The sequence below is a fragment of the Acidovorax facilis genome, assembly GCF_023913775.1.
In the GTDB taxonomy this organism is placed as follows: domain Bacteria; phylum Pseudomonadota; class Gammaproteobacteria; order Burkholderiales; family Burkholderiaceae_C; genus Acidovorax; species Acidovorax facilis.
Map to the genome: position 1 here is coordinate 1 of NZ_JAMXAX010000045.1, position 25,285 is coordinate 25,285.

A 25,285-nucleotide genomic window follows, 5' to 3' on the forward strand; every position below is an offset into this window, starting at 1 on the left:
CGGTCGCCTTGCGCCCGGACGATCTACACGACGGGTGCTTTGACCTGTACTTCTGTCACCAGCGATTCATGCGTCTGGACATGAACGCTCTGACGGCTTCCAATTGAGGAGGTGTTACCTATGTCCCCGCACACCTGTTTCCCATGTGTCCGGTCTGTACAGGCGAAGCAAAAGAAAGTTACTCGCATGCCGGGCGACTCCCGGCTCCCGCACTCAACACGGGAATGCAGTAGCCACCGCACAAAAGCTTCGACAGGCTCAACCCAGACGGACGGGGCGAGAACGAACTATGAAAACAATAGCTGCCAGCGCTTTGTGTAGAAGCGCCAGCAGCCAAAAAACCCTCAGAACCAACGACTCAAACCGCGCTGAAGTCGGGACGGCGCTTTTACCGAAAGCCCGTGGTCCTGCTTCGCACTCCACGCCGCTTACGCGGCTACCCGCCTTCAGACTGCGCTGAAATCGGGACGGCGCTTTTCCATAAACGCCGAGAACGCCTCCCGCGCCGCAGGCTCACGCAACATGCGCCCAAAGCTCTCACCTTCTTCCGCCATCACCTCCAGCACCTTCGCCGTCTGCCCACCCTTCATCAACCGCTTGGTTTCGATGAGCGACGACAACGGCTTGGCAGCCAGCTTCTTCGCCTGCGCCTGCGCCACCCCATTGCACTCGGTGGGCGGCACCACACGGTTCACCAGGCCGACTTCCAACGCGGCCTCGGCCATGAAAGGCTCGCCCAGCAGCAGCGCTTCCGCAGCGCGGTGGTACCCCAGCATCTGCGGCACCAGCAGGCTCGATGCGGCCTCGGGGCACAGGCCCAGGTTGACGAACGGCATGGAGAACGCCGCGTTGTCGCCCGCATAGACCAGGTCGCAATGGAACAGCATGGTTGTGCCGATACCCACGGCAGGGCCACACACCGAGGCGATCACGGGCTTAGGGAAGGTGGCGATGCCGCGCAGAAAACGGAACACGGGCGAATCCTGCGTGGCGGGCGGCTGCTGCAAAAAGTCGCCGATGTCATTGCCCGCGCTGAAGATGGCCACGTCGCCCTGGAACACCACCACACGCACGCTGGCATCCGCCTTGGCGGCGTCGAGCGCATCAGCCATGGCGGCGTACATGTCGCGCGTGATGGAGTTCTTCTTGTCCACGCGGTTGAAGGTGATGGTGGTCACGCCCGCTTCGGTGTGGGCAAGGATGTCTTGGGTGGCTTCGGTCATGGTGGTAAGGGTTCCGGGGGCTGATGGATGGAGGAAAGAGTGCACGTGCAGAGCAACGGGCCGACTTCCTATTCCTTGTAGTAAACGATCTGATGGCTGGTGGCCAGCATGGTGCCAGCCTCGTTCCAGAGCTGCACGGTCTGGTCGAAGAATCCGTTGCGGAACTCCTGCCCGCGCGCCTGGCCGAGCAGGAAGCCCGTGCCCGTGGCCTGCAGCTGCTCTGCTGTGGCGTGAAAGTACACGGTGATGGACACCGTGCCCGCAGGCACTTGGCGCGCACGGCGCAGCCACACGCGAGGGAAGAACACATCAGCCAATGCGGACAGCGCCACGAAGTCGATCGGCCGCGGTGGTGTGTCGCGCATCCACAGCTGCGTCAGGCTGTGGTCGCCGCTGCCATCCCAGGTGCGCGGGATGAAGCCAGCGATGGGGCGCATCTCGTAGCGATTGAGCCATTCCACAGCGCCCAAGGGGGCGACGATGGCTTTTTGCTCTGCAGGTGGGGGCACCTGCGGCATGGGCACATCGCCCACGCTCCAGGTCTCGCGGCGCACGGCCGTGACGGCGGTGGCCGTGGTGGTGACCACCTGCGCGCCGTCGGCACCGGCCTGCAGGATCGACAGCGTCCAGTGCTGGGTGGAGCGATTGGTGCGAACAGGAGTTGCCTGCACCGTGAACGCACCAGCGGTCAAAGCGCCCGCGTAGTTGACCGTCAGCGACAGCGGATCACCCAGCCGGTCGGGGTGCTGCAAGATGGCCTGCAGCAGCGTGGCTGCGGTGATGCCACCAAACGGGCCCACCATGTTCCAGTAGCCGGGGTGGGTCTGCCCTTCGTACTGGCCCGTCGCATCGGACGATGCCGTCAGTTGCAGCGCCTCGTCCAGCGGGTGGGTAGCGGAGGACGAAGACGCAGACGAAGAAGTGGATGAAGAGGAAGTCATGCTGCAAGTGTGCCGCGAAACGACCGCTCAGGCCGTCGTACCGGAGACTTCGCCGCGGGGCATTCCGCCACCGCCCAGTGCAGCCAGCGCAGCCGCTGCGCGCGGCCACAGGCTTTGGCGGAACTGGTCGCGAAAGAAGCCGAAGTGCCCAATGCGCCGCACCTGCAGGTCGGCCGGCGTGATGCTCTCCACGCGGCGCTCGGTGTTGGCGTACAGGTTCACCAGGTTGTGCGTGCCGCGCAAGGTCATCAGCTCGTCGTCCGCCATCGACAGCGCCAGCACCGGGAACCGCACCGCGCCATAACTCTGCGCCACCGCAGGCCCCTCAGCCCCCACGCTGTAAGCGGGGTCCAGACACCAGCGCCGCCACTGCAGGATCACACCCGCAGGCAGGTCGCCCACCTTCTTGAGCGTGCGCCCCGGAAAGTACCCGCACAGCCGCGTGGCCAGCGGCACCAGCACCCACCAGAAATACGGAACGATGCGCTTGAGCTGCGGCGCGTTGTCACGCCAGTAGCCGCTGCCTGCAGCCACGCTCAGCAGGCCCGCCACCTGTTCGGGCTTTTTCAGCAAGCCAGGCAACTGCGCGCCCAGGCTGTGGCCCAGCAAATACAGCGGCTGCGACGGCAGCGCGGCCTTGGCGGCTGTGATCACCGCCTCGTAGTCCTGCGCCCAGTCGAACAGATCCGCCTTCACATCGCGCATCGCACCCTGCAGTGAGTCGCCATGGCCCCGGTAGTCGAAAGTGGTGACTCGAAACCCCTGCTGCGCCATCCACAGCGCAAAGGCCTCGTAATACGACTGCCGCACCCCCATCGCGCCGCCGATGACAACGCTGGCGCGCGGTGTGCACTCGGGTTCGTAGACACGCAGTGCCAAAGACACCGCCCCGTTGACCTGCAAGGTTTGCTTGTTCATGTCTGTCTCCTTGTGTCGAAACCGATCTGCGTCGGCTTGAATGGAAAACACAACGGGCTGGTCTCGTACCCCAGCCTTCACACCCCGTACTCCAGGGCGTAGCGAGCGGGATCAGCTGCTAGGCGGACGGAGCGCAGGAACCGGAACGTACTTCCTGTACGTGAGGATTCCGAGCACCGCCCAACGACGCAGATGACCCGCGCAGTAGCCAGCTAACTCAAAGAGCTTCGATGATGCCGGCGGCGCCTTGGCCTGTGCCCACGCACATCGTGACCATGCCGTACTTCAGCTTGTGGCGACGCAGCGCGTGCACCACGGTAGCAGCACGGATGGCACCAGTAGCGCCCAGCGGATGCCCCAGCGCAATGGCGCCGCCCATAGGGTTCACGTTCGCAGGGTTCAGGCCCAGCGTATTAATCACCGCCAGCGACTGCGCCGCAAACGCTTCATTCAGCTCATACCAGCCAATGTCATCGCTCTTGAGACCCGCATAACGCAGGGCCGCAGGAATCGCTTCGATCGGGCCAATGCCCATGATCTCGGGCGGCACGCCGCGCGCAGCGTAGCTCACAAAACGCGCCAGGGGCGTCAGGCCAAACTGCTTCACCGCCTTTTCGCTGGCCACGATGAGCGCACCGGCACCATCGCTGGTCTGCGAGCTGTTGCCTGCCGTGACGCTGCCGCGTGCAGCAAACACGGGCTTGAGCTTGGCCAGGCCTTCCAGGGACGTGTCGGGGCGAGGGCCTTCGTCCAGGCTCACGGTGCGGCGCTTTTCCACCACTTCGCCGGTAGCGAGGTTGGGCGACCGCTCCACGATCTCGAAGGGCGTGATTTCGTCGGTGAACTCCCCGGCCTTTTGGGCCTTGATGGCGCGCAGGTGCGATTCGAGGGCGAACGCGTCCTGCATTTCGCGGCTCACCTTCCACTGCTGGGCGACCTTTTCTGCCGTCAGGCCCATGCCGTAGGCGATGCCCACGTTTTCGTCCTTCGCAAAGATCTCGGCGTTGAACGAGGGCTTGTTGCCGCCCATGGGCACCAGGCTCATGGACTCGGCGCCACCGGCGATCAGCACGTCGGCCTCGCCCACGCGGATGCGGTCGGCGGCCATCTGCAGCGCGGTGATGCCCGATGCGCAGAAGCGGTTCACGGTCACGCCGCCCACGGGGTGGTCGAACGCCAGGCCCACGGCAATGCGGGCCATGTTCATGCCCTGCTCACCTTCGGGGAAGGAGCAGCCGATGATGGCGTCTTCAATCGCCTTGGGGTCCAGCGTGGGCACCTGCAGCATGGCGCTCTTGATGGCGGCGACCAGCAGGTCGTCAGGCCGGGTGTTCTTGAAATAGCCGCGGCCCGAGCGCCCAATGGGCGTGCGCGTGGCGGCGACGATGTAGGCGTCCTGGACTTGTTTTTGAGCCATGGTGAAACTCCTTCAATTCTTGGGGGGGCGGCTGGAAGGAACCCAGGCCCACGTAAATACACATTCGACCGGCTCCACACCGGCTTCGTCGGTCACGGTGACTTTCACCTGCACCTCGCCTTTGTCACTGGCCCGCATGGCGGCGCGCTGCTCGGCGGTGAGCGTGGCCACGGCTTTGAGGCCGCCCGTGGCGCGCTTCTTGAACGCCATGCTCAGCTCCTTGGCCAGCGGCAGGCAGTCGTCGCGCACATTCATGCCCACGGCCATGCCGGTGGCCGTTTCGGCCAGCAGATTCATGGCCGAGGCGTGCACACCACCAATGTGGTTTTGCACACGGTGCTCGTTGGCAAGATGCACTTCGACCCGCTCAGGCGTGAGCGACACGAACTTCACCCCGGCCGTGCCGGTAAAGGGCACAGCCCGGCGCAGGATGATGTTCTGCACGAAGCCACGCAGGAAGGCAGGGGCCTCGTCCAGGCGCATCAGCGAGCGCTGCAATTTGTTGGGGGCGTGTTCGCTCATGTCGGTCTACCGGCTATCCATCGACGTCCGGATCAGTTGCGAACCGGCTTGCCGGTGGACAACATGCCCAGGATGCGCTCGTGCGTCTTGGGCTGGGCGATCAGGTGGCAGAACACCTTGCGCTCCAGCGTGAGCAGGTATTCCTCGCTCACCATCGAGCCAGCATCCACATCGCCGCCACAGACCACCTCGGCGATCATGGCGCCGATCTTGAAGTCGTAGGCACTGATGAAGCCGCCATCGCGCATGTTCACCAACTGGGCCTTGATGGTGGCCAGGCCGCTGCGGCCCGCCACGGGGAACAGGCGCTTGTGCGGTGCACGCCATCCGCTCGCAGCCATGGACTTGGCTTCGTTGATGGCCACGAACAGCAGCTCGTCCTTGTGGGGCACGATGATGTCGCTGTCCAGCAGGAAGCCCAGCTTGCGCGACTCGATGGCGCTGGTGCCCACCTTGGCCATGGCCGCGGCAGTGAAGCCCTCGGTCAGGAAGGGCAGGATGTCCTTGGATGTGGAAGCTGCCATGTTCTCGGCCGCGCGGCGGGCGATGTAGGTCAGGCCGCCGGCGCCGGGCACCAGGCCCACGCCCACTTCGACCAAGCCGATGTAGCTTTCCATGTGGGCCACGCGCTTGGCCGAATACACGGCCAGCTCGCAACCACCACCCAGCGCCATGCCATGGATGGCTGCGACGACAGGCACCTGCGCATAGCGGATGCGCATCATCAGGTTTTGCAGCTCCTGCTCGATGCTTTCCACCGCATCGGCGCCGCCGACCATGAACGCGGGCATCGTGGCTTCCAGGTCGGCCCCCACGCTGAAGGGCGCGTCGCCGGACCAGATGACCATGCCCTGGTACTCGGCCTCGGCCAGTTCCAGCGCTTCCATCAGCGCTTCCATCACCTCGGGGCTGATGGCGTGCATCTTGTTCTTGATGCTGGCAATCAATACCTGACCGTCGAGCGTCCAGGTGCGAAGGGCCTTGGACTCGGCAATGGTGGTGCCGGCGGTGCGCCAGTCGGGCAGGCTGGACTCGCCCAGCAAGGCCTCGGGGAAGATCTGGCGCTCGTACACAGGCAGCTGGCGGCGCGGGACAAACTTGTTCTGCGATGCGCTCCATGAACCTTGCGCGGTGTGCACGCCACCGGCTTCGGCCACGAGGCCCTTGAAGACCCACTCGGGCAGCGGCGCCTTGCACAGCGCCTTGCCGGCGTCGATGTCTTCCTGGATCATCTGCGCGACTTCGAGCCAACCGGCTTCCTGCCACAGCTCGAAGGGGCCCTGCTTCATGCCAAAGCCCCAGCGCATGGCCTGGTCCACGTCGCGGGCGTTGTCGGCAATGGTGCCCAGGTGCACGGCAGCGTAGTGGAAGCTGTTGCGCAGGATGGCCCAGAGGAACTGGCCGGGCGCGCCTTCGGCGTTGCGCAGCAGGCGCAGGCGTTCGGCGGCGGGCTTCTTGAGCATGCGAGCGTATACCTCGTCGGCCTTCTGGCCAGCGGGCACGTACTCTTCGCTCTCCAACTCAAAGCGCATCACATCGCGGCCGACCTTCTTGAAGAAGCCTGCCTTGGTCTTCTGGCCCAGGTTGCCCAGCTCCAGCAGCTTCTTCAGCACGGCGGGTGTGCCAAAGCTTTCGTAAAACGGATCAAACTGTGCAGACCCTTTGGTAGCGTCGCCGCTCAGGTTGTCCTGCAGCGTCTTGATGACGTGGGCCATGGTGTCCAGGCCCACCACGTCGGCGGTGCGGAAGGTGCCGCTCGATGCGCGGCCCAGCTTCTTGCCCGTGAGGTCGTCCACCACGTCATAGGTCAGGCCGAAATTCTCGACCTCCTTCATGGTCGCCAGCATGCCGGCGATGCCCACACGGTTGGCGATGAAGTTGGGGGTGTCGTGTGCGCGCACCACACCCTTGCCCAGGCCGCTGGTCACAAAGGCTTCAAGCTGGTCCAGCACTTCGGGCTGGGTGGTGGGGGTGTTGATCAACTCCACCAGCGTCATGTAGCGCGGGGGGTTGAAGAAGTGGATGCCGCAAAAGCGTGGCTTGATGCTGTCGGGCAGCACTTCACTCAACTTGGTGATCGACAGGCCCGAGGTGTTGGACGCCAGGATGGCGTGCTTGGCCACGTGGGGGGCTATTCTTGTGTACAGGTCGAGCTTCCAGTCCATGCGCTCGGCAATGGCCTCGATCACGAGGTCGCATTCTTTGAGCAGGTGCATGTGCTCTTCGTAGTTGGCCTGCTGGATCAGCGCCGCATCATCGGCCACGCCCAGGGGCGAAGGCTTGAGCTTCTTGAGGCCTTCCACGGCCTTGGTGACGATGCCGTTCTTTGGGCCTTCCTTGGCAGGCAGGTCGAACAGCACCACGGGCACCTTCACGTTGACGAGGTGGGCGGCAATCTGCGCGCCCATCACGCCTGCGCCGAGCACGGCGACTTTTTTCACTTGGAATCGGGACATGGGTTGGGTTCCTGGTTGGGGCGTTGCGCAACACCGCAGGGGGTGCACAAGGCCACGGGAATGGGGTTTACTGGACGCGGATCCAGGTTTGCGTGCGGCCGAACGGGCCGATCGAGCCCCGCACTTCGAGCTTCTTGCCGCCCTCGACGGGGGTCATGCGCAGGGTGTAGTTGCGGCCGTTCTCGGGGTCGAGAATCTTGCCGCCTTCCCACACCTCTTTGCCGTCAGCCTTCTTGGCACCCCGGATGATCTCCAGGCCCAAGATGGGCTTGCCCTTGCGGTCATCCGAGCATTCGTCGCAGACATCGTCGGGCTTGGCGTCTTTGGACAGGCGCTTTTCCAGCGCCCCGTTCAAAACGCCGCCGCCGATGTCGCGGATGCGGATTTCGGCCTTGGCCTCGCCGGTCTTGTCGTCGATGTTGCGCCACAGGCCTTCGGGCGTCGCCTGCGCCCAGACGGGCGCCGAAAACGCTACAAAAATAATAGCTGCTACCGCTTTATACATAGGCGCTCCGTGCCAAAAAAGCTTGAAATCCGCAGATCTACCGATCAGGCCAGGGCCAGATCCGTGTCCATGAGCACCTTGCTACCGGCACGGGCCGTGCGCATCAGCGTGGCGGTTTCAGGGAACAGCTTGGCGAAGTAGAAACGTGCCGTCTGCAGCTTGGCACCGTAGAACGGGTCGGTGTTGCCAGCGGCAATCTCGCGCAGGGCGACCTGGGCCATGCGGGCGAACAGGTAGCCGAACACCAGGTGGCCGGCCACGCGCAGGTAGTCCACGGCGGCAGCGCCCACTTCGTCGGGGTTCTGCATGCCCTTGAAGCCGATCTCGGTGGTGAACTTGGTCATCTGGTCGCCCAGCATGGCCACCGGGTTGATGAACTCGGCCATCTTCTCGTTCACGCCTTCTTCTTCCACCAGCTTGCCGATCAGCTTGCCCAGCTTCTTGAGCGTGGCGCCGTTGTTGCCCAGGATCTTGCGGCCCAGCAGGTCCAGCGACTGCACGGTGTTCGTGCCTTCGTAGATCATGTTGATGCGGTTGTCGCGCACGTACTGCTCCATGCCCCATTCCTTGATGAAGCCGTGGCCGCCGAAGACCTGCATGCAGGCGTTGGTGGAGATGTGGCCGTTGTCGGTGATGAAGGCCTTCACGATGGGGGTGAGCAGCGCCACCATCTCTTCGGATTCGGCACGCACCTTTTCATCGGGGTGGCTGTGCACCTTGTCCAGCAGCAGCGTGCAGAAGATCTGCAGCGCGCGGCCACCTTCGGCGTAGGCCTTGGCGGTGAGCAGCATCTTGCGCACGTCGGGGTGCACGATGATGGGATCGGCGTCCTTGTCCTTGGCCTTCACGCCCGAGAGGCTGCGCATCTGGATGCGGTCCTTGGCGTAAGCCAGCGCATTCTGGTAAGCCACTTCGGTCAGGCCCAGCGACTGGTTGCCCACGCCCAGGCGGGCGGCGTTCATCATCACGAACATGGCGGCCAGGCCCTTGTTGGGCTGGCCCACCATGGTGCCGATGGCGCCGTCGATGGCGATCTGCGCGGTGGCGTTGCCGTGGATGCCCATCTTGTGCTCCAGGCCCGTGCAGAAGATGGGGTTGCGCTCGCCCAGCGAACCGTCGGCCTTCACATTGAACTTGGGAACCACGAACAGGCTGATGCCCTTGCTGCCCTTGGGCGCATCGGGCAGGCGGGCCAGCACCAGGTGCACGATGTTGGCGGTCATGTCGTGCTCGCCGGCGCTGATGAAGATCTTGTTGCCGGTGATCTTGTAGGTGCCGTCGGCCTGCGGCTCGGCCTTGGTGCGCAGCAGGCCGAGGTCGGTACCGCAGTGGGGTTCGGTCAGGCACATGGTGCCGGTCCACTCGCCGCTGGTCAGCTTGGGCAGGTACAGGGCCTTTTGCTCTTCGGTGCCGTGGGCGTGCAGGGCTTCGTACGCGCCGTGCGACAGGCCGGGGTACATGGTCCAGGCCTGGTTGGCCGAGTTCATCATTTCGTACAGGCACTGGTTCAGCACGAAGGGCAGGCCCTGGCCGCCGTAGGCAGGGTCGCACGACAGTGCCGCCCAGCCACCTTCGACATACTTGGCGTAGGCATCCTTGAAGCCCGTGGGGGTCTTCACTTCGTGGGTGGCCTTGTTAAGCACGCAGCCTTCGGTGTCGCCACTGATGTTCAACGGGAAGGTCACTTCGGCAGTGAACTTGCCGGCTTCTTCGAGCACCGCATTGATGGTGTCCACATCCACCTCGGCGTGGGGCGGCATGGCCTTGAATTCATCGCTGACCTTGAGCACTTCGTGCATGACGAATTGCATGTCGCGCAGGGGCGGCGTGTACATAGGCATGGGGTTTACTCCTTGGAGGTGGTGGTTTGGTTGGAAACTTTGCGGCGCTTGGCAGCAGCAGCGGGGGCGGCTTCTGCGGTGGCGCCAGGTTTTGCGGCGCTGTAACGCGCCAGGATGTTGTGAAAGCCCTGCACCGCCCGGGCCATGGAGCCCGGGGTTTGCAGGAACCGCGCTTCGTAGTGCAGCGCGAGGATGAGGCCGTGGATCTCGAACAGCATCTGCTCGGCATTGGTGTCCGCGCGCAGCTCGCCCAGGCCCTTGCACTGCTCGATGGCGCGGCGCATGGCGGCGTGCCAGGTCAGCACCGAGCTGGCCAGCGCGTCACGCACGGGGCCGGTGCGGTCATCAAATTCGACCGCACCGCTGATGTAGATGCAGCCCGAATCGATTTCGATGGAGGTGCGCTTCATCCAGTTGTCGAACATGGCGCTGAGCCGGGCCAGGCCACGCGGCGCGGACATGGCGGGGTAGAACACTTCCTGTTCGAAACGCGTGTGGTATTCACGAACCACGGAGATCTGCAGCTCTTCGCGAGAGCCAAAATGGGCAAACACGCCCGACTTGCTCATGCCCGTGACGTCGGCCAACGCCCCAATGGACAGGCCTTCCAGCCCGATGTGCGTGGCCAGGCCCAGCGCTGCCTCGACGATGGCCGCCTTGGTTTGCTGGCCTTTTTGCAGGGCGCGGCCGGTACCGCTGCGAGCGCGCGGGATGCGGGTGACCTGGCTGGATGAAGAGGTGGCGGACATGCGGGCAAATAAAAACGAACGTTCGTTCTATTCTGCAGCAAATTCTCCGCCCGACCAAAACCCCCGGAAAAAATAGGGAGGCCCACCCAAACCATTCGTTAATGGCGCGCCGGACGCTTTGGCACTGATTTACGCCGCCTTTGGCGCTAATTCTCGCTGCCTTTGGCACTGAACAGCCCAGACAAAAGCCGCCCGAGGGCGGCTTTAAAGCTCAGGACTGTGGTTTTCTACTCGCTTGCGAATACCTCCACGATCCTCTCCAGGCGTTCCTGAACGCTTCCCAAGTCGCCAGCATAGCCCCAATCCCTGGGCTGATTTGCCGCCCGCTGGCTGTGCAAGGCCAGCTTGTCATTCAGCGCGGCCAGCAGGATGGAAATGTTGGCTTGCCGCGCTTGGTAGGCGCCGACTGCCGTTGATTCCATATTGGCATCAATCAGTTCAAGGCCGCTGGCGTTCTGAAACGTGATCATTGGGGTACCTTCATGTGGTGTTGCGATGTCCCCAGTACCGCTCTTTAAAACCCTGCCAGCAAGCCAAGCCAGACTGCCGTTGTCTGGCACTACGCCAGCTTGAAGTTGCTGATCAGCACCTCGGCAGCCTCTTGCTTGCTGCTGCCGCTGATGCTGTACCTGGTCTTGACCGCCTCGATCCGAAAGTCCGCAAAGGTCTCCCGCACGCCTGGCGTGTCGTTCAGGCTCAGGATGAACTTGCCCTTCACGGCCCCCAGGAGGCCCGCCAGGCGCCCAAAATCCTCCTTGCTGAACAACCCTTCCCCGTAGTCCTTCTCGCAGTCCCAATACGGCGGGTCGATGTAGAACAGTGTCCCCGGCTTGTCAAAGCGCTGGATCACCTGGTCATAGGGCTTGTTCTCGATGAACACCCGCGCCAAGCGCAGGTGGGCTTCGCTCAGGTCTTCCTCGATCCGCAGCAGGTTCAGGCGCGGCGCGCCGGTCGCTGAGATGCCGTAGGTCGGCTTCACGATCCGGGCACCAAAGCTGGACTTGGCCAGGTAGAAGAACCTAGCCGCCCGCTGGATGTCCGTGAGGGTATCGGCAGGCGTCTTGAGGAAGCGGTCGAACTCATCGCGCGACACCAGCATCCAGCGGAACTGGGCGACCAGCTCGGCCAGGTGGAACTTCACGCACCGATAGAGGTTGGTGAGATCCGAGTTGATGTCGTTGATGATCTCGACCTTGCTTTCCGGCTTTTTAAAGAGCACCCAGGCCGCGCCTGCGAACACCTCGCAGTAGGTCTGGTGAACCGGCATCTTCTCGATGATCCGGTCGGCCAGGCGGCTCTTGCCGCCCAGCCATGCCAAAGGGCTTTTTGCTTGCGTCATCTCTATCCTTCTTGGTTGATGACGCTCGCTGGCGTTCTGGCGTTTGGGGGCTCTCGCCGCTGGGATCAGCAGCACCGGCCCTCCAGTGGTTCATGCACCCGCAACGGGGGCACTTGATCTCTACAACTCCATCGGCTCGGGCCAGCAGTTTCTGGCACCGCCCGCATCTCACTTCCATCATGTCGGCATCACCTATGATCAGCCCCGCCTAGCTAGGTGGCAGGGTCTTTGGTCGATGCCGTGGCTGCTCACGGCGGAGACGTTTGCAGAGGGTGTTAGCGCACCCTTTGCACTCGCCCTGTCTTTTTTGCTTTACACCTCCCCCGAAGAGTTGGTGAGGGTCGGAGCCGGGCCTTCAATGGCGCCGTCGCGCACAAACACCCGTGCTCCCACCGTTGTTTCCCCACGCACCTGCAGGCGCCCTCCACCTGGCAGCGTGACGGTAGCCACGCCCGAGGTGATGGAAGTCACCGTCCCAACCAACAAGGGCCTGGACGGCAGCAGTCCCAGGAAGTCGAGATACGCATTACTCATGGGTTTCCACCCGAATGACCTGGCGCAGGGTCGGCCGATTCCAGTTCAGGCCGACCCCTCGGACGATTCCCATCACCTCTTCGTCGCCCTGGTAGCGGATGAACTTGCCCGGCATGATCACGCCCGTCTCCGGCCGCACCTGCATGCTCAGAGAGATCAGCGCCTGGCTCCCGGTGTCGCTCAGCACGGCCCGTGCTCGCTGGCGCTGGGCTTCCGCATGGGTGATGAGCGCATGGTTGACCGGTGGGGCCTCCTTGTCGCCCGCCGTCCCGACTCGCTTCCACGGTCCGAATACGCCTGCCGCGATGCCACCCAAGTGCACCTGGTTGTAGACAGGCTTATCGACGTAGTCCGTGGAGACCACCTCGGCAGCCGTACGCGGGATCACAAAATCCGGCGTCACGCTGTCCCAATCCCAGGGCGCAGACGGGTAGCGCGGCAGGATGCGCAGCACTGCGTCGGTGTTGTGCGGCTGCACATGCCCACCAGCAGCGTTGGCGATGTCGTTGATGGCGTTGATGTAGGTGCCCTGGAAGGTCCAGGCGCCACCTGGCACGAACCAATCCGTCAGGCCCCAATCCACATCCCAGCCCATGGACACGCCATTGATGGTGAGCACCTCGGCCGCGAGCTGCTGAGCGGTTCGATTGGCGGCGTTCCCAAAGTTCATGACGGGCGCATAGGGCTCATCCAGGATCGCCGCCTTGCCCCGGCCTGAGACAGTGAAGCGCAGCTCGGGCAGAAACCGCTCGTCCTTGGCCCGGTTCTCCAGCAGCAGCCTGAACGCCACGCCATTGACCACCACCGCCAGCTCGGCCGGCCGCCCGGAGCTGTCGCGGCCGAGGTGGTTGCGGGCACTCTCATGCAGCGAAGCCTCCCAGTTCCACGTCCAGGAGCCTTCGTCCAGCGACATCGTGAATCCCAGGGCGTGCAAGACCGCGCCGGTATCTACCCGGTGCAGCGTGACAGTGTTGAAAACCATGTAAACCCTCCTGCGTTGGACGACCACCGTGCCCGGTTGAGGCGGCGGTGTGTGTCGCTCACAAACAAAAACCAGCGGCATCCCAATGCCAGCCTCTTCCGTAAAGACCAGCCGCACGGGTAGCGAAGGCACATAACAAGGATCTGGCGCCGGTGGGTCCAATGGGCGCACCCAGCGGCCGGTCGGCGGACGCATTGCCTGCTGATACCGGACCCGCAGGTACATGCGGACAGGGTCGCCATCGGACTCCGCCTCGGTGAACCCGGCGCGGACCGGCACGCCCTGCTGATACCGGGACTGGAGCCAGGCCCTCGGGGCGCGTGAGGCCTGTTGATACCGAATGGCAACGGGCCAAGTGCGAACACGCTCGGCCTCCTGGTACTGGGCCCGAACCCTGGTGCTCAAGCGCTCAGCCTGCTGCCACGCCATTCGCAGCGGCCAGGTGTCCGAAGCGATGGCCTCCAGGTAGTTCACGGCCAGCCAGGCATGCACTGAGCTGCCCCCACTGGACCAAGCGACCGCCAGGCTGCGCACCACCGCCTCGGCCTCTTGCCAGCGCGCCCTGCAGCTCACGCGCAGCGGCACAGCGCTTTGCCAAGCTACGATCAATTCCGATGCCACCGGGTCACCCTCCGACCAGCCGCTGCTCAGCGAGGCCACGATGGGGCGTGGCGTGTTGCTCTCATAGTGGGCATTGACCGTGCCGCCCAGGCGGGTGATATGCGCCTGCAGGGTGATCGTGACATCGGGCGGCAGCGGGACGTCGTCGTCCACTTCCCCGAACACCAGGCGCAGCGGGAATCCGTCCGCCAGCGATGGCGCCGAGAAGATGAGGCGAATCGGCTCCATCGTCAGCTCAGGGCCGTGGTGCCCAGTTTGAGACGGCCACCAGCCAAAAGACGGGTTCCAGTCAACCCAGGAACCTTGAAAGGCCCCGTGCCCGCTTCGTCGGTGACCGCTCCGCTACCCAGCAGCTTGTTCTCATAGCTGTACCAGACAGCCGATACCGCAAAGCCGGTAGCCAAGATCAAATCACCCAGCGGGTCCGCTTGGGCCAGCACGAGCTGCTCGTCCACGATCTCACCACAGGGCGACGCCAGCACCAGCACGGCCAGCGTGACGTTGCTCGCGCTCAAGTAATGCAGGCGCGACGCGGCACCTCGCGCCAGCAAGCCTTCCAACATTGCCACGGCCCCATCCGGCGCCATCACCAGCTCGCTCATTCAACAAACTCCGGGTGGCCCTGCGGCTTAATGCGGTCGGCGATCACTGCCCGCATGCCAGTTTCTGGGTAGATGGCCGTCACCGTGTACGTGAAGTTCTCGTCGACAAACTCAAACGCGCCCACCCCAGTTGGGCTCCAAACCTGGCGGATCACCTTGCCGTCAATGTCGCGCTCGAGCCGGACCGTTGCGGCTTGCGGCAGGTAGGTCTTTGGGTCGGTGCGCGGCAGCACTTCCCTCACCACCTCAAACGGTATGCGGCCTATGCCGGGGCAGATCAGCAAATCCTTGGTCTTCAACGGCTTGTGAGCGTTGCCTGGCAGGGGGCGAAGAATGCCGGTCTTGGTGGCCGAGACGAAGCGCCCAAGGCCATAGCACTGGTGCTCGATGTACTCCGGGCTTGGGCCGGTGCCCGTGGTCACATCCCCGCCATGGAGTTGCAGCGCAGTGGGCCATCGCGCAATGGTGGTCCTTGCCCCCACGACGATGCCATCCACATTTTGTGGAGTGGGGAAAGTCCAGGTCAGGACTACCGACTCACCACCCGACGCCCAATAGCAGCCGGTGCCGGTGTTGTCGTCTTTCAGATTCGCCAGCGCCCCGCTGGGCGCTGCACTGGCAGTCAGTGTGGCGGCGGCATCGACGCGGGTAGCGCCGTTGTAGAGATGGAACTCCGAGATTTCCAGGGTAGCTGGAGTGGCGGCAGTCAACGCCAAAGCGCGCCAATACTTGTGGGCGGCCATGGCTTATCTCCAGGGGCCGGTGATATCAATAAACACCGCTTTCAGACTTGAGTTTGCGTTCACCCCCGTTGAGCAGAACGTCGAGACAAACGACCGCCCATCCGGCATGTCCAGAATGGCGTGCGCTTCGATGAGCTTTTCGGCACTGGGGCATGGCCCAAATTGCACACCAGGGAACGACGCTCGGGGAAACGATGCGGTGGTGTCGTGGTACAGAACGCGGCCCATGGGTATCGCCCCAGTGATGGGGTTGGGTAGATCGGGGAGGACGCCCAGGTTGAGGTCGCAGTTGGTTGCACCACGCACGGCGGTTCCGGCGCCTGACACCCCGCGCGGAACTGCAACCATATAGTCAGAAGACATGTAGTCCCACACGTAGGCGCCCCCCCCGGCAACCGCCCAGTTGGTGTCTACACCGCCAGCAATCACAGTTGCAAACGGGTCACCGCCCGGGCTCTCGGGAACCAAGTCACCGAAGACCAATGCCTGATGAGCCCGTGCGTTCCCGCTGTAGTAGTTGAAAGACGACTGCACGCAGAGGTAGAACGTGCGGCCGTCCGATGCAAAAAGGTACGGCGCATTGCCGGTGCCTGCAGGGTCTTCATCCTTGCCCCAGTAATAGCCGCCGTTGAGCTGCGCAGCCGAAGGAAACAGGCCCGTGCCCGTAGAGATCGCCGTCATCGTTTCGTAGCCCACCGCCCGCGCATAGTTCGCGGTGGTGTCGTTGATGCGCAGGTACTGACCGTGCGCCGCTGGGTGGGCCGATTTGTAGACGGCGAGGTTCGTGCCCGCGAAAGGCTTGTTGAACCCGGCTGGGGCCATCTTGACGGTGATCGTGCCCGTGGCGGTGCCGTCCGCAGCCGCCGTCGCCCACTTGATGACGTTGGGCGCCACGGCTGTCACTTTCTGCTCACCGTTTAAAGCCGTGAGGGCACCTGTTACACCATCCACCAGCACCACAGCATGCTTTGCGGCTGCGTGGTCTGTCGGAAACGTCGCCGTGGCAACACCACCCGCAACGACCACGCTGGACGCGGTTTGCAGACCCCAGCCATTGACAAGAAACGCATCCAGCAGCGCGATAAGGGCACCAGCGGTGCGGGGCAGTGTCGGCGCGCCAGGCATGCTGCTGCGCGCATATTTAACGGATGTATCTACGGGTGATGCCATAGTGTTATGCCTCGATCAGGGGCGCTGCGTGTCGCCGCGCGCGTGGACAGAAAACTCATAGTCAATGCCCGAGTCCGGGCCTTGTTGAATGACCCGCACGAAAGGCACGGATGCCAAAGCGCCTTCGGTGTTGGGCCGCAGCACGTTGCCTGCAACCCAGCCCGCCCCCCAGCCCGCTGCGGGGATCGTCAGGTATGGCACACCCGTGTTCGGGTTGATGGGCGAGCAATCGACGGCGGTGCTCCCCGTGCCGATCTCGCCGAACTCCTCGCTGATGATCCGAAACGAGGTGCTGGATGTGAACCAAAAGGCCAGCCGCTGGGTCGATGCCCCGGCATTGGTGACCACAATAGGGAAGTCCCGGTCGTTGTAAGTGCCTGTGGCGGGCGGTCCCTCGGGTTCATCCTTCCAGGTCACCCCGTCCCAGGTGAACTGGTCAAACAGCAGCGAGACGCGGGCGTACATGTCGCCGATCAACAGCGCGCTGCTTATGTAGGTGCCCTCCACGGGGTAGTCATGGGTGAGCTGCTGCTGAAACCGGATATGCCCGCTCACCTGGGCGTCGGCGACCACACCGGCGTCCTCAATGCGATGCTCCACGGTGACAGGCTGGCTGTAGCCCGTCACATCGTTGAACTCCACCAGGCCAGTCTCAAGGTCTGCGGTGAAACCGGTATGGATCGCCACACCGTCATGCCCCAGCACGCGAACGCGAGACAGGCGGACCCGACCGCAGTCAATCACGGTGCCGTTGGAGACGACGGCCGGGGGCACCCTCTTGGTGTTGCCGATCACTGCCACGCGACCCGGAGCATGCACGGGCACCCGGCCGTCGCTTGGCAGGCGCACCGAGTTGATCCCCACGATGCCCGCGTCAAGAGGGATATAGGTGTACGCCACCGCGTTGTAGCGCAGCGTGCTTGCCTGCACCACATCCAGGTTCACCACACCCACACCCGGAATCTGCATGTGCGAAAGATCCACAGTGCCCAGCGCATTCGGCACGGGACTGCAGAACACCAGCTCGCAGACGCCGTATTCAAAATTGATGGTGCCTTTGACCCGCGCCCCGTCGATCTTTCCATTGACTCCGGCAGTGACGTTGATGGGCGTTCCATCGTCCATGGTCCCCACGATGGAGAAGCTGCCAGGCCGTATCGGCGCCGTGGTCGTCCGAAACAGCACCCGCATGTTCGCGGACAGGTCGCCATTGCCCGAGGACGGCGGCGCCTGGATAGCGCGCCAGTCGGTCACCACGTTGGCGGCGGCTGTGGCCCAGGTGTTGAGTTGCACCACACCCAGCGCAGCACTCACGGCACCCACTGGCACACCGGCGCCGGTCGCGGGATTGATATCGGTGAGCAGTACGCCCGTATTGGCTCCGACATAGCGCTGCCCATTGAGTGCGAACGACACGCCCTGCAGGTTGAATCCCTCGGCCAGGTTCGACACGCGGGTCATGAAGCGGTCGATAGTGACGCTCATAGGCTCGGCAACCGGTGCACCCACCGTGAAGGTGAAAACTCCTGGCGGCTGCGGAGAAGAGACACTCGCACCCACCCAGCCGACCGCATACCCTCCGCCCACGGCGTACGGCCCGGAGTTCTCGTGGTTCTGCATCAGTTGCGCCCGTGCCCCGACCGAAGCCGCGAGCAAATTGGCATCGACGCCCGCCATGTTGACCGTCACTGCACCGGTGCTGTTGTTGATCGTGCCGCAAGCCTGGCCATCCTGCAGCACCAGGCCGCCCGCGCCGTTGTCGCGCACGCTCGCGCGGTAGTGGCGGGTCGGCTCTGACATGAGGAACATGTCGCCCGGCAGGCCAGACAGTGACGCCGTCACCGATATCCACAACGAGAAGTGCACACTGCCAGGCACGGTGTTGGGAGTGATCGCGCAGGAGATGGACGCGCTGCTGCCGGTCCACGTCACATCGGCCAGGGTGCTCGCCGCTGCCGAACTCTGATTGATGGACACCACGGCCCCCACCGGGGGCAGTACGTTGGGAGCCAACAGGATCAGGCCGCGCTGATAGTCCACCGCGCCCGATGCATCACCCGTCAGAAACCCATTGCCATCATCAGACGCGGTGTAGGTGGGGCCACTCGGGGTGTGCTTCCACGTCAGCGTCGTGAGTCCAGGAGACAGCACCCGGCTACCCGGTGCCTCCGACACCTGTCCACTGGTGTTGATCGGCACATAGAGCTTTCCAGCCATGCGCAGCGCCGTATTGGGCACAGGGGGTGCAGCCGTTTCCTCGGCCCACTGCAGGATGATGGCGCTGCCGACATCGGGCAGAAAGCCCAGGGATGCCAGCAGCGTGCCCGTGGTCCGGTTGAGGTTACCCACGCCATAGGACGAGTCCAGGCCGCGCAGCGCGCCAGATCCGTCCTCGCGCAGCATGTACCACCGGCCCGAGTGCATGTAATGCAGCACCAGGCTGCGGCGGGCAGGCGGTATCAGCGTCACCACGAAGTTCAGCGAGCGGTTCGCCATCGTGACGGGGGTGCCAATGGAGCGCTGCGCCGCTTGGGGCATCGCCGCTGGCGTCGCAGTGATGGTGTGCACCCCGCCACCCGAGCCGAACACGTCCACCGAAAGGCTGGCGATGCCGTTGTCGTAGTCGATGGCCCCCACCTCTGCGCCGGACTGCAGCAAGCGCCCACCCTTGTCGGTGATCACTACACCATCGCGTTCAATCGTGACGCTGCCGGGCAGTTGGCTGCCACCGATGTAAAGCGACTGGGTGGGCGTCCAGATCGTCGTGATCGTCTGCACCACCGGCCCACCGGCGGCGACCAAGGCATAGGCCATCCCATTGGTCGAGGCATCGGCAATCGGGGTCTCCACCTGCGCGCTGGGCACGATGGGCTGGTGGATGGTGGTCGCACGCACGGTGTATTCACCAATGCTTGCGGGCTCCGCCAGGGGCACGGTGCCATAGAAGCGGGCCGCGTCCGCCACCACCGCTTCGTTCAGCCCGGTGCGTGCACGCAGATCATCCACCGAGGGGTCGATGCGCTGTGCATCAAAGCCGGGAAAGTCGGCTTCAAGACGCTCACTGATGCCAAGGGCAACGATGTTGCGGACGAAGTCGCCTTGGCCGTCGGTGAAGACGCGCACCAGGTTCGACACCGAGGTGATCGCCACGAACTGTTCCACCTCGCCTGGCTGGCCGAATAGCTTTCGCAGGACAAGACGGTCGCCGATGTTTGGCAGCGGAACGCCTTCTCTCTGGCAGATCGAGATATTGGTTTGCCCCTGCAGCATGTCGCCGAAGAGGTAGGCGGGGTAGCTGGAGCCCCCCGCAAGGTAGCTCTCGATGCGCTTCTTGATGTCATCGCGCTTCGCAAAAAGGTCATCGACTTCCACCATAACGATGGACACGCGCGGATCGTTCGGCGGCTCCGCAATGATCACGTTCGTGCCAAGAAAGACGGCGGTGTCAGGCGTCGTGACGCCGAGCACCGTCTGGCGGATGTTCACCCGCCCGAGAGTGCGGTCCAGTTCGCTGATGCCGGGAAAGACGGCGTGCTTGGCCGCGTCAGGAATGACAACACCAGAGGGACCACCGGCCCCTTCGGGTGCGTCGCTCATGTTTCTGGATGCGAAAAATTTAACGTCGCCAGATGCGATGGGCATGGTCAGACTTTCAGAAAACGGAAGGTGGGGAGGTAGAGCAGCTCGCCGGTGATCTCGCCGTCGATCAGCTTCCAAATGGGGCGGGCCGTGAAGCCGCCCTGGGCGTGGTCAAAGATGACCTGGTGCGCGACACCTCGCAGCACCAAGACCAGCTCAATGTTTTTAAGAGCCGCCCACGCTTTGAGGCGGTCGCACTGCGCGCGCTCGGTCCAGGCCTGGCTGGACTCGCCATCAAGGGTGATGGGCTGGCCTGCTAGCTTCTCGGCCTGGTCAACCAGCAGAGCGCCCTCGGTGCTGTAGCCCGTGGCTTGTTCGACGGGGCTCCAGTCGTATTCATCGGTCCACTGAAGGCGATCACTGAGCGCCTCTGTGACGCCGTCGTAGGTGAGGGTGATGGTGCTCATGGGGTCTACCGGTTTGCCGTGCGCTTGGCTGCGGCCAGCCGCTTGAGCAGGTCCGTGCCCCTTTGCTGCTGTGCCGCGTCGGGAAACGTGAACTGGGCGCTGCCAAGGCCGGGAATGGTGACGTTGCTGATGAAGGTGGGGCCATCCGCGCTGACGCCTCCACTGCCACCGGAGCCCGAGCCGCTGCTGGAGCCCAGGCCCTGATAACCTGGCGCGATTCCAGCGTTGTCGCTACTGCCACCAGGAGAGCGAACGCCTGAAGAACCCCGCCCGCCGGATGTGCTCTCGCCAGACGAGCTGCCGCCCGTGGTTCGGGGGCGATCTGGGGTTTCGTCCTCCGCCGAGGAGTCCAGCGCCTTCTGGCTTTCTTTAGCCATCCGGGCCTCAAGTTCCGCCCTCGCCCGTTCGTAAGCCTTCTTGACCGCGTTCGCTTCAGCGAAGCCCTCTTTGGATGTGGGACCGCCGTACTTGAAATACTGCTCAGTGCGCACACCGAGCTGGTAGACCTCTTCGGCCAACTTGTCACCGACCATGTTTTCGCCGAAGAGGCGGGCTACCTGGGCGTCGATGTATTCTTGCTGCACGGCAACGTTGCCCGTGTGGGTCTGGCGCGACTTCTCAATGTCGTCCCCAGTTTCCGAGAACGTTCCAAGGCGATTGCGGTCGTAAATTTCCTGCAGCTTCTTGGTAGCAGCAGCGGCCTGCTCAGCGCTCTGTCCCAATGCCTGGAAGCCACCAGATGCACGGCCAGCGGCATTGCCCACTTCGTCCACGGCGCGCTTTGCATCGCCCATGGACTTCACAATGGTGCGGCCACTGGCGTCCGCCCCGAGTTCCAAGCCTTCGGCTGCGGCTCGCGCCCGGGTGGCAGCGTCCGCCACGCCACCACTGGCCTCGATCATCCGCTGCACCATGACGCGCGCAGCCTCCTGTTTGCGCAGCTGCCACGCGAGGTAGGACTCACCCTCCAGGGCGCCAGCCTGCTTGATCACGTCGTAGGCCTTGACGCTTTCATCAGCTGTTCGCCTCAAGCTATCGAGGCTGCGCATACCGAGTTTTTCCATGGCCTCGGCAACGCTGTTGATACCGCCTGTCGCTTTGTCGAGCTTTTCCTTCAGTTCCTGGGCCTTGGCGGCGGCTTGGTCCAGCAACCCGTTCGTAACTCGGTCACCCAAGGTGAAACGTAGGCGCTCAATCTGCGCCCGCACGGCGTCGAGTGCGGCCTGGCTGTCCGCTGTATTGATCGCTTTAGAAATGCTCGCATTGAGCACACGCCCTACGTCAACGCCCTGCTCTTTCAGGCGGTCGAGCCCGCCAATGATGACTTCCAGATCGTTGATGGCGCTGCGCGAAGCGACGCCGATGCGGCCTTGCATAACCTCAAACTCAAGGCCGGTGCGCTTCACAGATTCGCGCAGCAATGCATCAGTCATTTGCGCGAGCCGCTCGCCTTCACGCATGGCCCCAGAAAATGCAGCGCGCGCGACTACCTCGAACTGGGCCAGATCCTTCCCACTGAGCGCCTGAGCCCATGCGACCTCAAACTCACCGGCAGCAACCTTTCCGTCAGCGACCAATTTGTCGAGCGTTGCGGAAAAATCTTTGATGCCCTGAATCTTGGTCAGGTCGAAACCTTCTGTGATTTTCTTGATGGCTTCACCGGACAGCGTGCCGCTCTTCGTGAGCGCATCAAACTCGGCCACAGAAGATCGTGCTGCCTTCGACAACTCAAACTGCTTGTCGATGGCCGCTTGAATCGCAGCAGCCAAGCGCGCACGGTCAGCCGCCGCGTCCTTTGCAATCTGGGCATGCATCTGCTCAGCGCGCGCCAGCTCCTCGGTACGATCCTTGTAGCCCATGAGCTTGGCCGTGGACTCGCCAATCCAGGTGCCGATGTCTTTAAAGTTTGCAACCAGCCCGATAAGGGTGAAGGTACGCAGGCTCGCGAGGATGGTTGCGAAGCGCCCAACGCCTGCGGCAGCGGCTGCACTGGTAGTCCCTGCGACGGCCATTTGCGCATTGGATGCGGCCACGGCCACCGCTGCACCTTGCGCTGCTGCCCCAATGCCCAAGAAGTGCTGCGCCAGCCGCAAGGCCACAAACGCCGCAGCGGCCTGCCCAGCGTCTATGAGCAGCCCCGCAATGGTGCGCAGGTTGTTCGACACCGCGTTGATAGCCGTCGCCGCTGCAGCGCTTGCGCCTGTGGCCTTGTCGGTCTCTGCAACATAGAGCGTCCACTGCGTCGACAAGTCCTGCAAGGCCCGGCCAACGGTTGGAGGGAGCTTCGTAAACTCAGCGGCGACTACGTCGCTCTGGCCCTGCAGCGCCCTGATCACGGTGTCGCTGGTAAGGACGCCTGCCTCAGCCATCTTGCGCAGCTCGCCCGTAGTCACACCCAGGCCATCCGCCAGCGCGCGAGCCAGGCGCGGCGCCTGCTCCATAACGCTGTTGAACTCATCGCCCCGCAGTGCGCCCCCCTGCAGGCCTTGCACAAGTTGAGTAATGGCGGCGGCGGACGCCTGAGCGCTGGCACCACTGAGTTGGATGGACTGGTTGATCGTTTCAGACAGTGCCAGGCTTTGCTCCGCTGCTTGGGCTGTATTGAGCCCTGCATCCTTGCCCGCCTGCGCCAGACGCGTGAACAGGACGCCCGTCTCCTCCAGCGCGCTGTGCGTGCGCAGCGCAACCTGCGTCACACCCTCCCAGGACCGGATGAAGTTGTCACCCTCGCCAGTGACCAACTTCATCCGGCCCTGCAGGTTGTTGACCTGGTCAGCCGTAGCCGCTAAGTCCAAGGCCATCGTCTTCAGGCCCTGAATGCCCTGGAGCGAGACGTAGAATTTCTGCAAGCGATCCAGTTGTTGACTGATCGACTCGACGCCGTCGCCAATCTGGCGGTGCGTGCGCACCATCGTGGCACCAGCATTCGCCGCGCCAGTCGCAGCCCGCTGGTAGGCTGGGGACAGATCCTGCACGGCCTCGCGCACCCCCGCAACCTCCTGGCGAAGCCGCTGCTGTGCATCGCGGGCGTTCTGGCCTGAGACACCGTAACGCTGCATCGCGGTCTGTGCACCAGACAAGGCCTGCTCCTGCAGGCGCTGCTGCGCCGCCGCCTCTTGGGCTGTCGGCGGCCCCATTGCAGCAATCTGCCGCCCGTAGTTTGCAGCCTCGGTTTCCGCTGCCTTGAGCGCACGGCCAGCATCCCGCGCTTCGGACTGCAATTCAAGGAAGCTGGTGATGGCCGCATCCTGGTCTGCCAGCTCGCGCAGACGGGCGGCAGCCGATTGCGCGGACTTCGAAAGGTCTCCCGTCAATACCTTGGCAACATCGTCCAGATCGTCAGCCAGGCCGGTGATGGACTCGCGCCCATCTACTCCTACCTTGAGTTCTGCACTGACTTGCGTGGTCGCCATGATTTCCTACAATGTGTGAATGCCGCGCCTAATTGCTTTTCTTACTTGCATCGCCATCCTGCTTTTTGCAGGTGGCGTTTTGACGTTCGGTTTTGCCGTAGCCTTTGTTGCGCTTGGCTGCCTGGGGGCCTGGATGACCTGGTTTGTCGGGCGCCAGTAGCCGGGCAATGACGTAACTGTCTCTCGTGAGGCACAAAAAAATAAGGCCGACAAATGTCGGCCTTATTCATTGGAGGAAGGGTTGCGTCAGACTTTGCGCACCCGGTAGTACTTGCTGACTCCCACCCCGGTTTTGGTGTCGTCCTTCAGCACGGCTCCGCTCACCGGCAAACTTGCAAAGCCCTTGTCGGCCATCAGGCCGATGGCAGACGCCACGCCCTGACTGGCACGCCAGATTTCCACGATGCAGGGCTTGCCGTCGTCAGCTTCATTCAAGCCTTCGAATAGCAGTTCCAGCTCCTTGGCCTTGGTCGTCAGGGCTTCAATCACCGCATAGGAGCCGTAGTCGTAGCTCAGTCTCACGTCATCGTCATCGGCCAGGTCAACGGCATCCGGCAGCACGTAGACCCCAGCCGCGCGCACCTCGTAGTTGCCAACGGCGGGGATCACGGTGCCCACTGTGGCATAGGTGTAGTTGACCCAGAAGACCGAGCCATCGGCGACATCTGGCGCGGCAGCATCTACTTGAATGCCCGCCGCCACCACGGTGTAGTTACCCGCTGCAGCCAGCGGAGTGGCCGTGGCCACGTCGACCCCCACGCGCACTGAGACAGCCGTAGCAGGCGCAGCAGTCAAGTTCTCCAGGGGTACGATGGCCCCCTTGTTGACCCCAACATGTTGCTCGTCCGTGGCGGTCGCAGTGCCTGCTGTATTGCCCTTGCGCACCACAACATCGGTGGAGCCGATGTGCGCGGTGCGCAACAGGCCGCCACGCATGACTTTGTGCGCCTCGTTCGCAACAGTTCCGCCCTCGACACCGTGCACCGTGCCCAGGGATGCCCGGGCAAAGTTGGTCACGTTCAAGTCGGCCAGCTTCATCTTGATTTCAACATCCGTCACACGGCGCATCTCTGCGTGAGTGCCGCCACCGAGGGCCGTCATGTCCTGTTGCTTCTGGACGTCTTCCTTATGCGACAGCTCCAGCTCCAGGACGTTGCCGATGGGCATGGGCGCGGCGGTGCTACCGCGCTCGCGGGCATACACCTGGCCTACAAGGGCGGCAGGCGCAAAGATGCGTTTGATGATGGCTGCAGAAGACATGTG

At 63.5% G+C, this 25,285-nt stretch carries 21 protein-coding genes; all 21 read right to left on the reverse strand.

Translation table 11 applies throughout. The annotated features are described in order from the left end of the window. Positions 1 to 446 precede the first annotated feature (446 nt). Positions 447 to 1,223 (reverse strand): enoyl-CoA hydratase, encoded by a 777-nt coding sequence (locus NFX52_RS14155; protein ID WP_055400953.1) that lies wholly within the window; start codon positions 1,221 to 1,223, stop codon positions 447 to 449. A gap of 68 nt (positions 1,224 to 1,291) precedes the next feature. After that, positions 1,292 to 2,164 carry an acyl-CoA thioesterase gene (locus tag NFX52_RS14160; RefSeq protein WP_082437573.1) on the reverse strand — a complete coding sequence of 291 codons (873 nt, stop codon included), beginning with the start codon at positions 2,162 to 2,164 and terminating at the stop codon, positions 1,292 to 1,294. 27 nt (positions 2,165 to 2,191) lie between these two features. Then, positions 2,192 to 3,082 (reverse strand): alpha/beta hydrolase family protein, encoded by an 891-nt coding sequence (locus NFX52_RS14165; protein ID WP_055400957.1) that lies wholly within the window; start codon positions 3,080 to 3,082, stop codon positions 2,192 to 2,194. 217 nt (positions 3,083 to 3,299) lie between these two features. After that, positions 3,300 to 4,499 carry an acetyl-CoA C-acyltransferase gene (locus NFX52_RS14170; protein WP_055400958.1) on the reverse strand — a complete coding sequence of 400 codons (1,200 nt, stop codon included), beginning with the start codon at positions 4,497 to 4,499 and terminating at the stop codon, positions 3,300 to 3,302. Positions 4,500 to 4,511: 12 nt separating this feature from the next. Beyond that, positions 4,512 to 5,021 (reverse strand): DUF4442 domain-containing protein, encoded by a 510-nt coding sequence (locus NFX52_RS14175; protein ID WP_055400960.1) that lies wholly within the window; start codon positions 5,019 to 5,021, stop codon positions 4,512 to 4,514. 32 nt (positions 5,022 to 5,053) lie between these two features. After that, a complete protein-coding gene (locus tag NFX52_RS14180; RefSeq protein ID WP_252635692.1) occupies positions 5,054 to 7,477 on the reverse strand; it encodes a 3-hydroxyacyl-CoA dehydrogenase/enoyl-CoA hydratase family protein in 2,424 nt (807 codons plus the stop codon). A 67-nt stretch (positions 7,478 to 7,544) separates the two neighbouring features. Continuing rightward, the gene (locus NFX52_RS14185; protein ID WP_055400964.1) at positions 7,545 to 7,982 is read right to left on the reverse strand and encodes a DUF2147 domain-containing protein; all 438 of its coding nucleotides are present in this window, start codon (positions 7,980 to 7,982) and stop codon (positions 7,545 to 7,547) included. 44 nt (positions 7,983 to 8,026) lie between these two features. After that, entirely contained in the window at positions 8,027 to 9,823 is a 1,797-nt protein-coding gene (locus tag NFX52_RS14190) for an acyl-CoA dehydrogenase C-terminal domain-containing protein (RefSeq protein ID WP_055400966.1), read from the reverse strand. A gap of 5 nt (positions 9,824 to 9,828) precedes the next feature. Next, positions 9,829 to 10,572, reverse strand: coding sequence for a TetR/AcrR family transcriptional regulator (locus NFX52_RS14195; protein WP_055400968.1), 744 nt, complete (start codon positions 10,570 to 10,572; stop codon positions 9,829 to 9,831). A gap of 227 nt (positions 10,573 to 10,799) precedes the next feature. Beyond that, entirely contained in the window at positions 10,800 to 11,042 is a 243-nt protein-coding gene (locus tag NFX52_RS14200; protein ID WP_055400970.1) for a hypothetical protein, read from the reverse strand. An 89-nt stretch (positions 11,043 to 11,131) separates the two neighbouring features. Next, entirely contained in the window at positions 11,132 to 11,890 is a 759-nt protein-coding gene (locus tag NFX52_RS14205) for a DNA adenine methylase (protein WP_238385708.1), read from the reverse strand. Next, complete coding sequence (locus tag NFX52_RS14210) at positions 11,781 to 12,092, reverse strand: Com family DNA-binding transcriptional regulator (protein ID WP_353848479.1); 312 nt, start codon at positions 12,090 to 12,092, stop codon at positions 11,781 to 11,783. Before NFX52_RS14210 ends, NFX52_RS14205 begins: the two co-directional genes overlap by 110 nt. A gap of 131 nt (positions 12,093 to 12,223) precedes the next feature. Next, on the reverse strand, positions 12,224 to 12,445 hold the full coding sequence (locus NFX52_RS14215; protein ID WP_055400974.1) for a hypothetical protein: 222 nt from the start codon (positions 12,443 to 12,445) through the stop codon (positions 12,224 to 12,226). After that, positions 12,438 to 14,276, reverse strand: coding sequence for a hypothetical protein (locus NFX52_RS14220; RefSeq protein ID WP_252635693.1), 1,839 nt, complete (start codon positions 14,274 to 14,276; stop codon positions 12,438 to 12,440). The genes NFX52_RS14215 and NFX52_RS14220 overlap by 8 nt, the downstream gene beginning before the upstream one ends. A gap of 2 nt (positions 14,277 to 14,278) precedes the next feature. Continuing rightward, entirely contained in the window at positions 14,279 to 14,650 is a 372-nt protein-coding gene (locus NFX52_RS14225; RefSeq protein WP_055400976.1) for a hypothetical protein, read from the reverse strand. Next, positions 14,647 to 15,393: a hypothetical protein gene (locus tag NFX52_RS14230; RefSeq protein ID WP_055400978.1), complete on the reverse strand. Its 747-nt coding sequence runs from the start codon at positions 15,391 to 15,393 to the stop codon at positions 14,647 to 14,649. Before NFX52_RS14230 ends, NFX52_RS14225 begins: the two co-directional genes overlap by 4 nt. Positions 15,394 to 15,396: 3 nt before the next feature. Continuing rightward, positions 15,397 to 16,563, reverse strand: coding sequence for a hypothetical protein (locus NFX52_RS14235; protein ID WP_156358814.1), 1,167 nt, complete (start codon positions 16,561 to 16,563; stop codon positions 15,397 to 15,399). A 15-nt stretch (positions 16,564 to 16,578) separates the two neighbouring features. Then, positions 16,579 to 20,160, reverse strand: a complete 3,582-nt coding sequence (locus tag NFX52_RS14240; protein ID WP_207402011.1) for a hypothetical protein — start codon at positions 20,158 to 20,160, stop codon at positions 16,579 to 16,581. 47 nt (positions 20,161 to 20,207) lie between these two features. Then, entirely contained in the window at positions 20,208 to 20,609 is a 402-nt protein-coding gene (locus NFX52_RS14245) for a hypothetical protein (protein WP_055400984.1), read from the reverse strand. A 5-nt stretch (positions 20,610 to 20,614) separates the two neighbouring features. Beyond that, positions 20,615 to 24,022: a tape measure protein gene (locus NFX52_RS14250; protein ID WP_055400985.1), complete on the reverse strand. Its 3,408-nt coding sequence runs from the start codon at positions 24,020 to 24,022 to the stop codon at positions 20,615 to 20,617. Positions 24,023 to 24,268: 246 nt separating this feature from the next. Then, positions 24,269 to 25,282, reverse strand: a complete 1,014-nt coding sequence (locus NFX52_RS14255; protein WP_055400987.1) for a phage tail tube protein — start codon at positions 25,280 to 25,282, stop codon at positions 24,269 to 24,271. Between the last annotated feature and the right edge of the window lie 3 nt (positions 25,283 to 25,285).

What these genes read in the sequence shown, in the direction of transcription:
- NFX52_RS14155 (WP_055400953.1), bottom strand. Translation starts at nt 1,223, where the DNA reads ATGACCGAAGCCACCCAAGACATCCTTGCCCACACCGAAGCGGGCGTG.
- NFX52_RS14160 (WP_082437573.1), bottom strand. Translation starts at nt 2,164, where the DNA reads ATGACTTCCTCTTCATCCACTTCTTCGTCTGCGTCTTCGTCCTCCGCT.
- NFX52_RS14165 (WP_055400957.1), bottom strand. Translation starts at nt 3,082, where the DNA reads ATGAACAAGCAAACCTTGCAGGTCAACGGGGCGGTGTCTTTGGCACTG.
- NFX52_RS14170 (WP_055400958.1), bottom strand. Translation starts at nt 4,499, where the DNA reads ATGGCTCAAAAACAAGTCCAGGACGCCTACATCGTCGCCGCCACGCGC.
- NFX52_RS14175 (WP_055400960.1), bottom strand. Translation starts at nt 5,021, where the DNA reads ATGAGCGAACACGCCCCCAACAAATTGCAGCGCTCGCTGATGCGCCTG.
- NFX52_RS14180 (WP_252635692.1), bottom strand. Translation starts at nt 7,477, where the DNA reads ATGTCCCGATTCCAAGTGAAAAAAGTCGCCGTGCTCGGCGCAGGCGTG.
- NFX52_RS14185 (WP_055400964.1), bottom strand. Translation starts at nt 7,982, where the DNA reads ATGTATAAAGCGGTAGCAGCTATTATTTTTGTAGCGTTTTCGGCGCCC.
- NFX52_RS14190 (WP_055400966.1), bottom strand. Translation starts at nt 9,823, where the DNA reads ATGCCTATGTACACGCCGCCCCTGCGCGACATGCAATTCGTCATGCAC.
- NFX52_RS14195 (WP_055400968.1), bottom strand. Translation starts at nt 10,572, where the DNA reads ATGTCCGCCACCTCTTCATCCAGCCAGGTCACCCGCATCCCGCGCGCT.
- NFX52_RS14200 (WP_055400970.1), bottom strand. Translation starts at nt 11,042, where the DNA reads ATGATCACGTTTCAGAACGCCAGCGGCCTTGAACTGATTGATGCCAAT.
- NFX52_RS14210 (WP_353848479.1), bottom strand. Translation starts at nt 12,092, where the DNA reads ATGATGGAAGTGAGATGCGGGCGGTGCCAGAAACTGCTGGCCCGAGCC.
- NFX52_RS14215 (WP_055400974.1), bottom strand. Translation starts at nt 12,445, where the DNA reads ATGAGTAATGCGTATCTCGACTTCCTGGGACTGCTGCCGTCCAGGCCC.
- NFX52_RS14220 (WP_252635693.1), bottom strand. Translation starts at nt 14,276, where the DNA reads ATGGAGCCGATTCGCCTCATCTTCTCGGCGCCATCGCTGGCGGACGGA.
- NFX52_RS14225 (WP_055400976.1), bottom strand. Translation starts at nt 14,650, where the DNA reads ATGAGCGAGCTGGTGATGGCGCCGGATGGGGCCGTGGCAATGTTGGAA.
- NFX52_RS14230 (WP_055400978.1), bottom strand. Translation starts at nt 15,393, where the DNA reads ATGGCCGCCCACAAGTATTGGCGCGCTTTGGCGTTGACTGCCGCCACT.
- NFX52_RS14235 (WP_156358814.1), bottom strand. Translation starts at nt 16,563, where the DNA reads ATGGCATCACCCGTAGATACATCCGTTAAATATGCGCGCAGCAGCATG.
- NFX52_RS14240 (WP_207402011.1), bottom strand. Translation starts at nt 20,160, where the DNA reads ATGAGCGACGCACCCGAAGGGGCCGGTGGTCCCTCTGGTGTTGTCATT.
- NFX52_RS14245 (WP_055400984.1), bottom strand. Translation starts at nt 20,609, where the DNA reads ATGAGCACCATCACCCTCACCTACGACGGCGTCACAGAGGCGCTCAGT.
- NFX52_RS14250 (WP_055400985.1), bottom strand. Translation starts at nt 24,022, where the DNA reads ATGGCGACCACGCAAGTCAGTGCAGAACTCAAGGTAGGAGTAGATGGG.
- NFX52_RS14255 (WP_055400987.1), bottom strand. Translation starts at nt 25,282, where the DNA reads ATGTCTTCTGCAGCCATCATCAAACGCATCTTTGCGCCTGCCGCCCTT.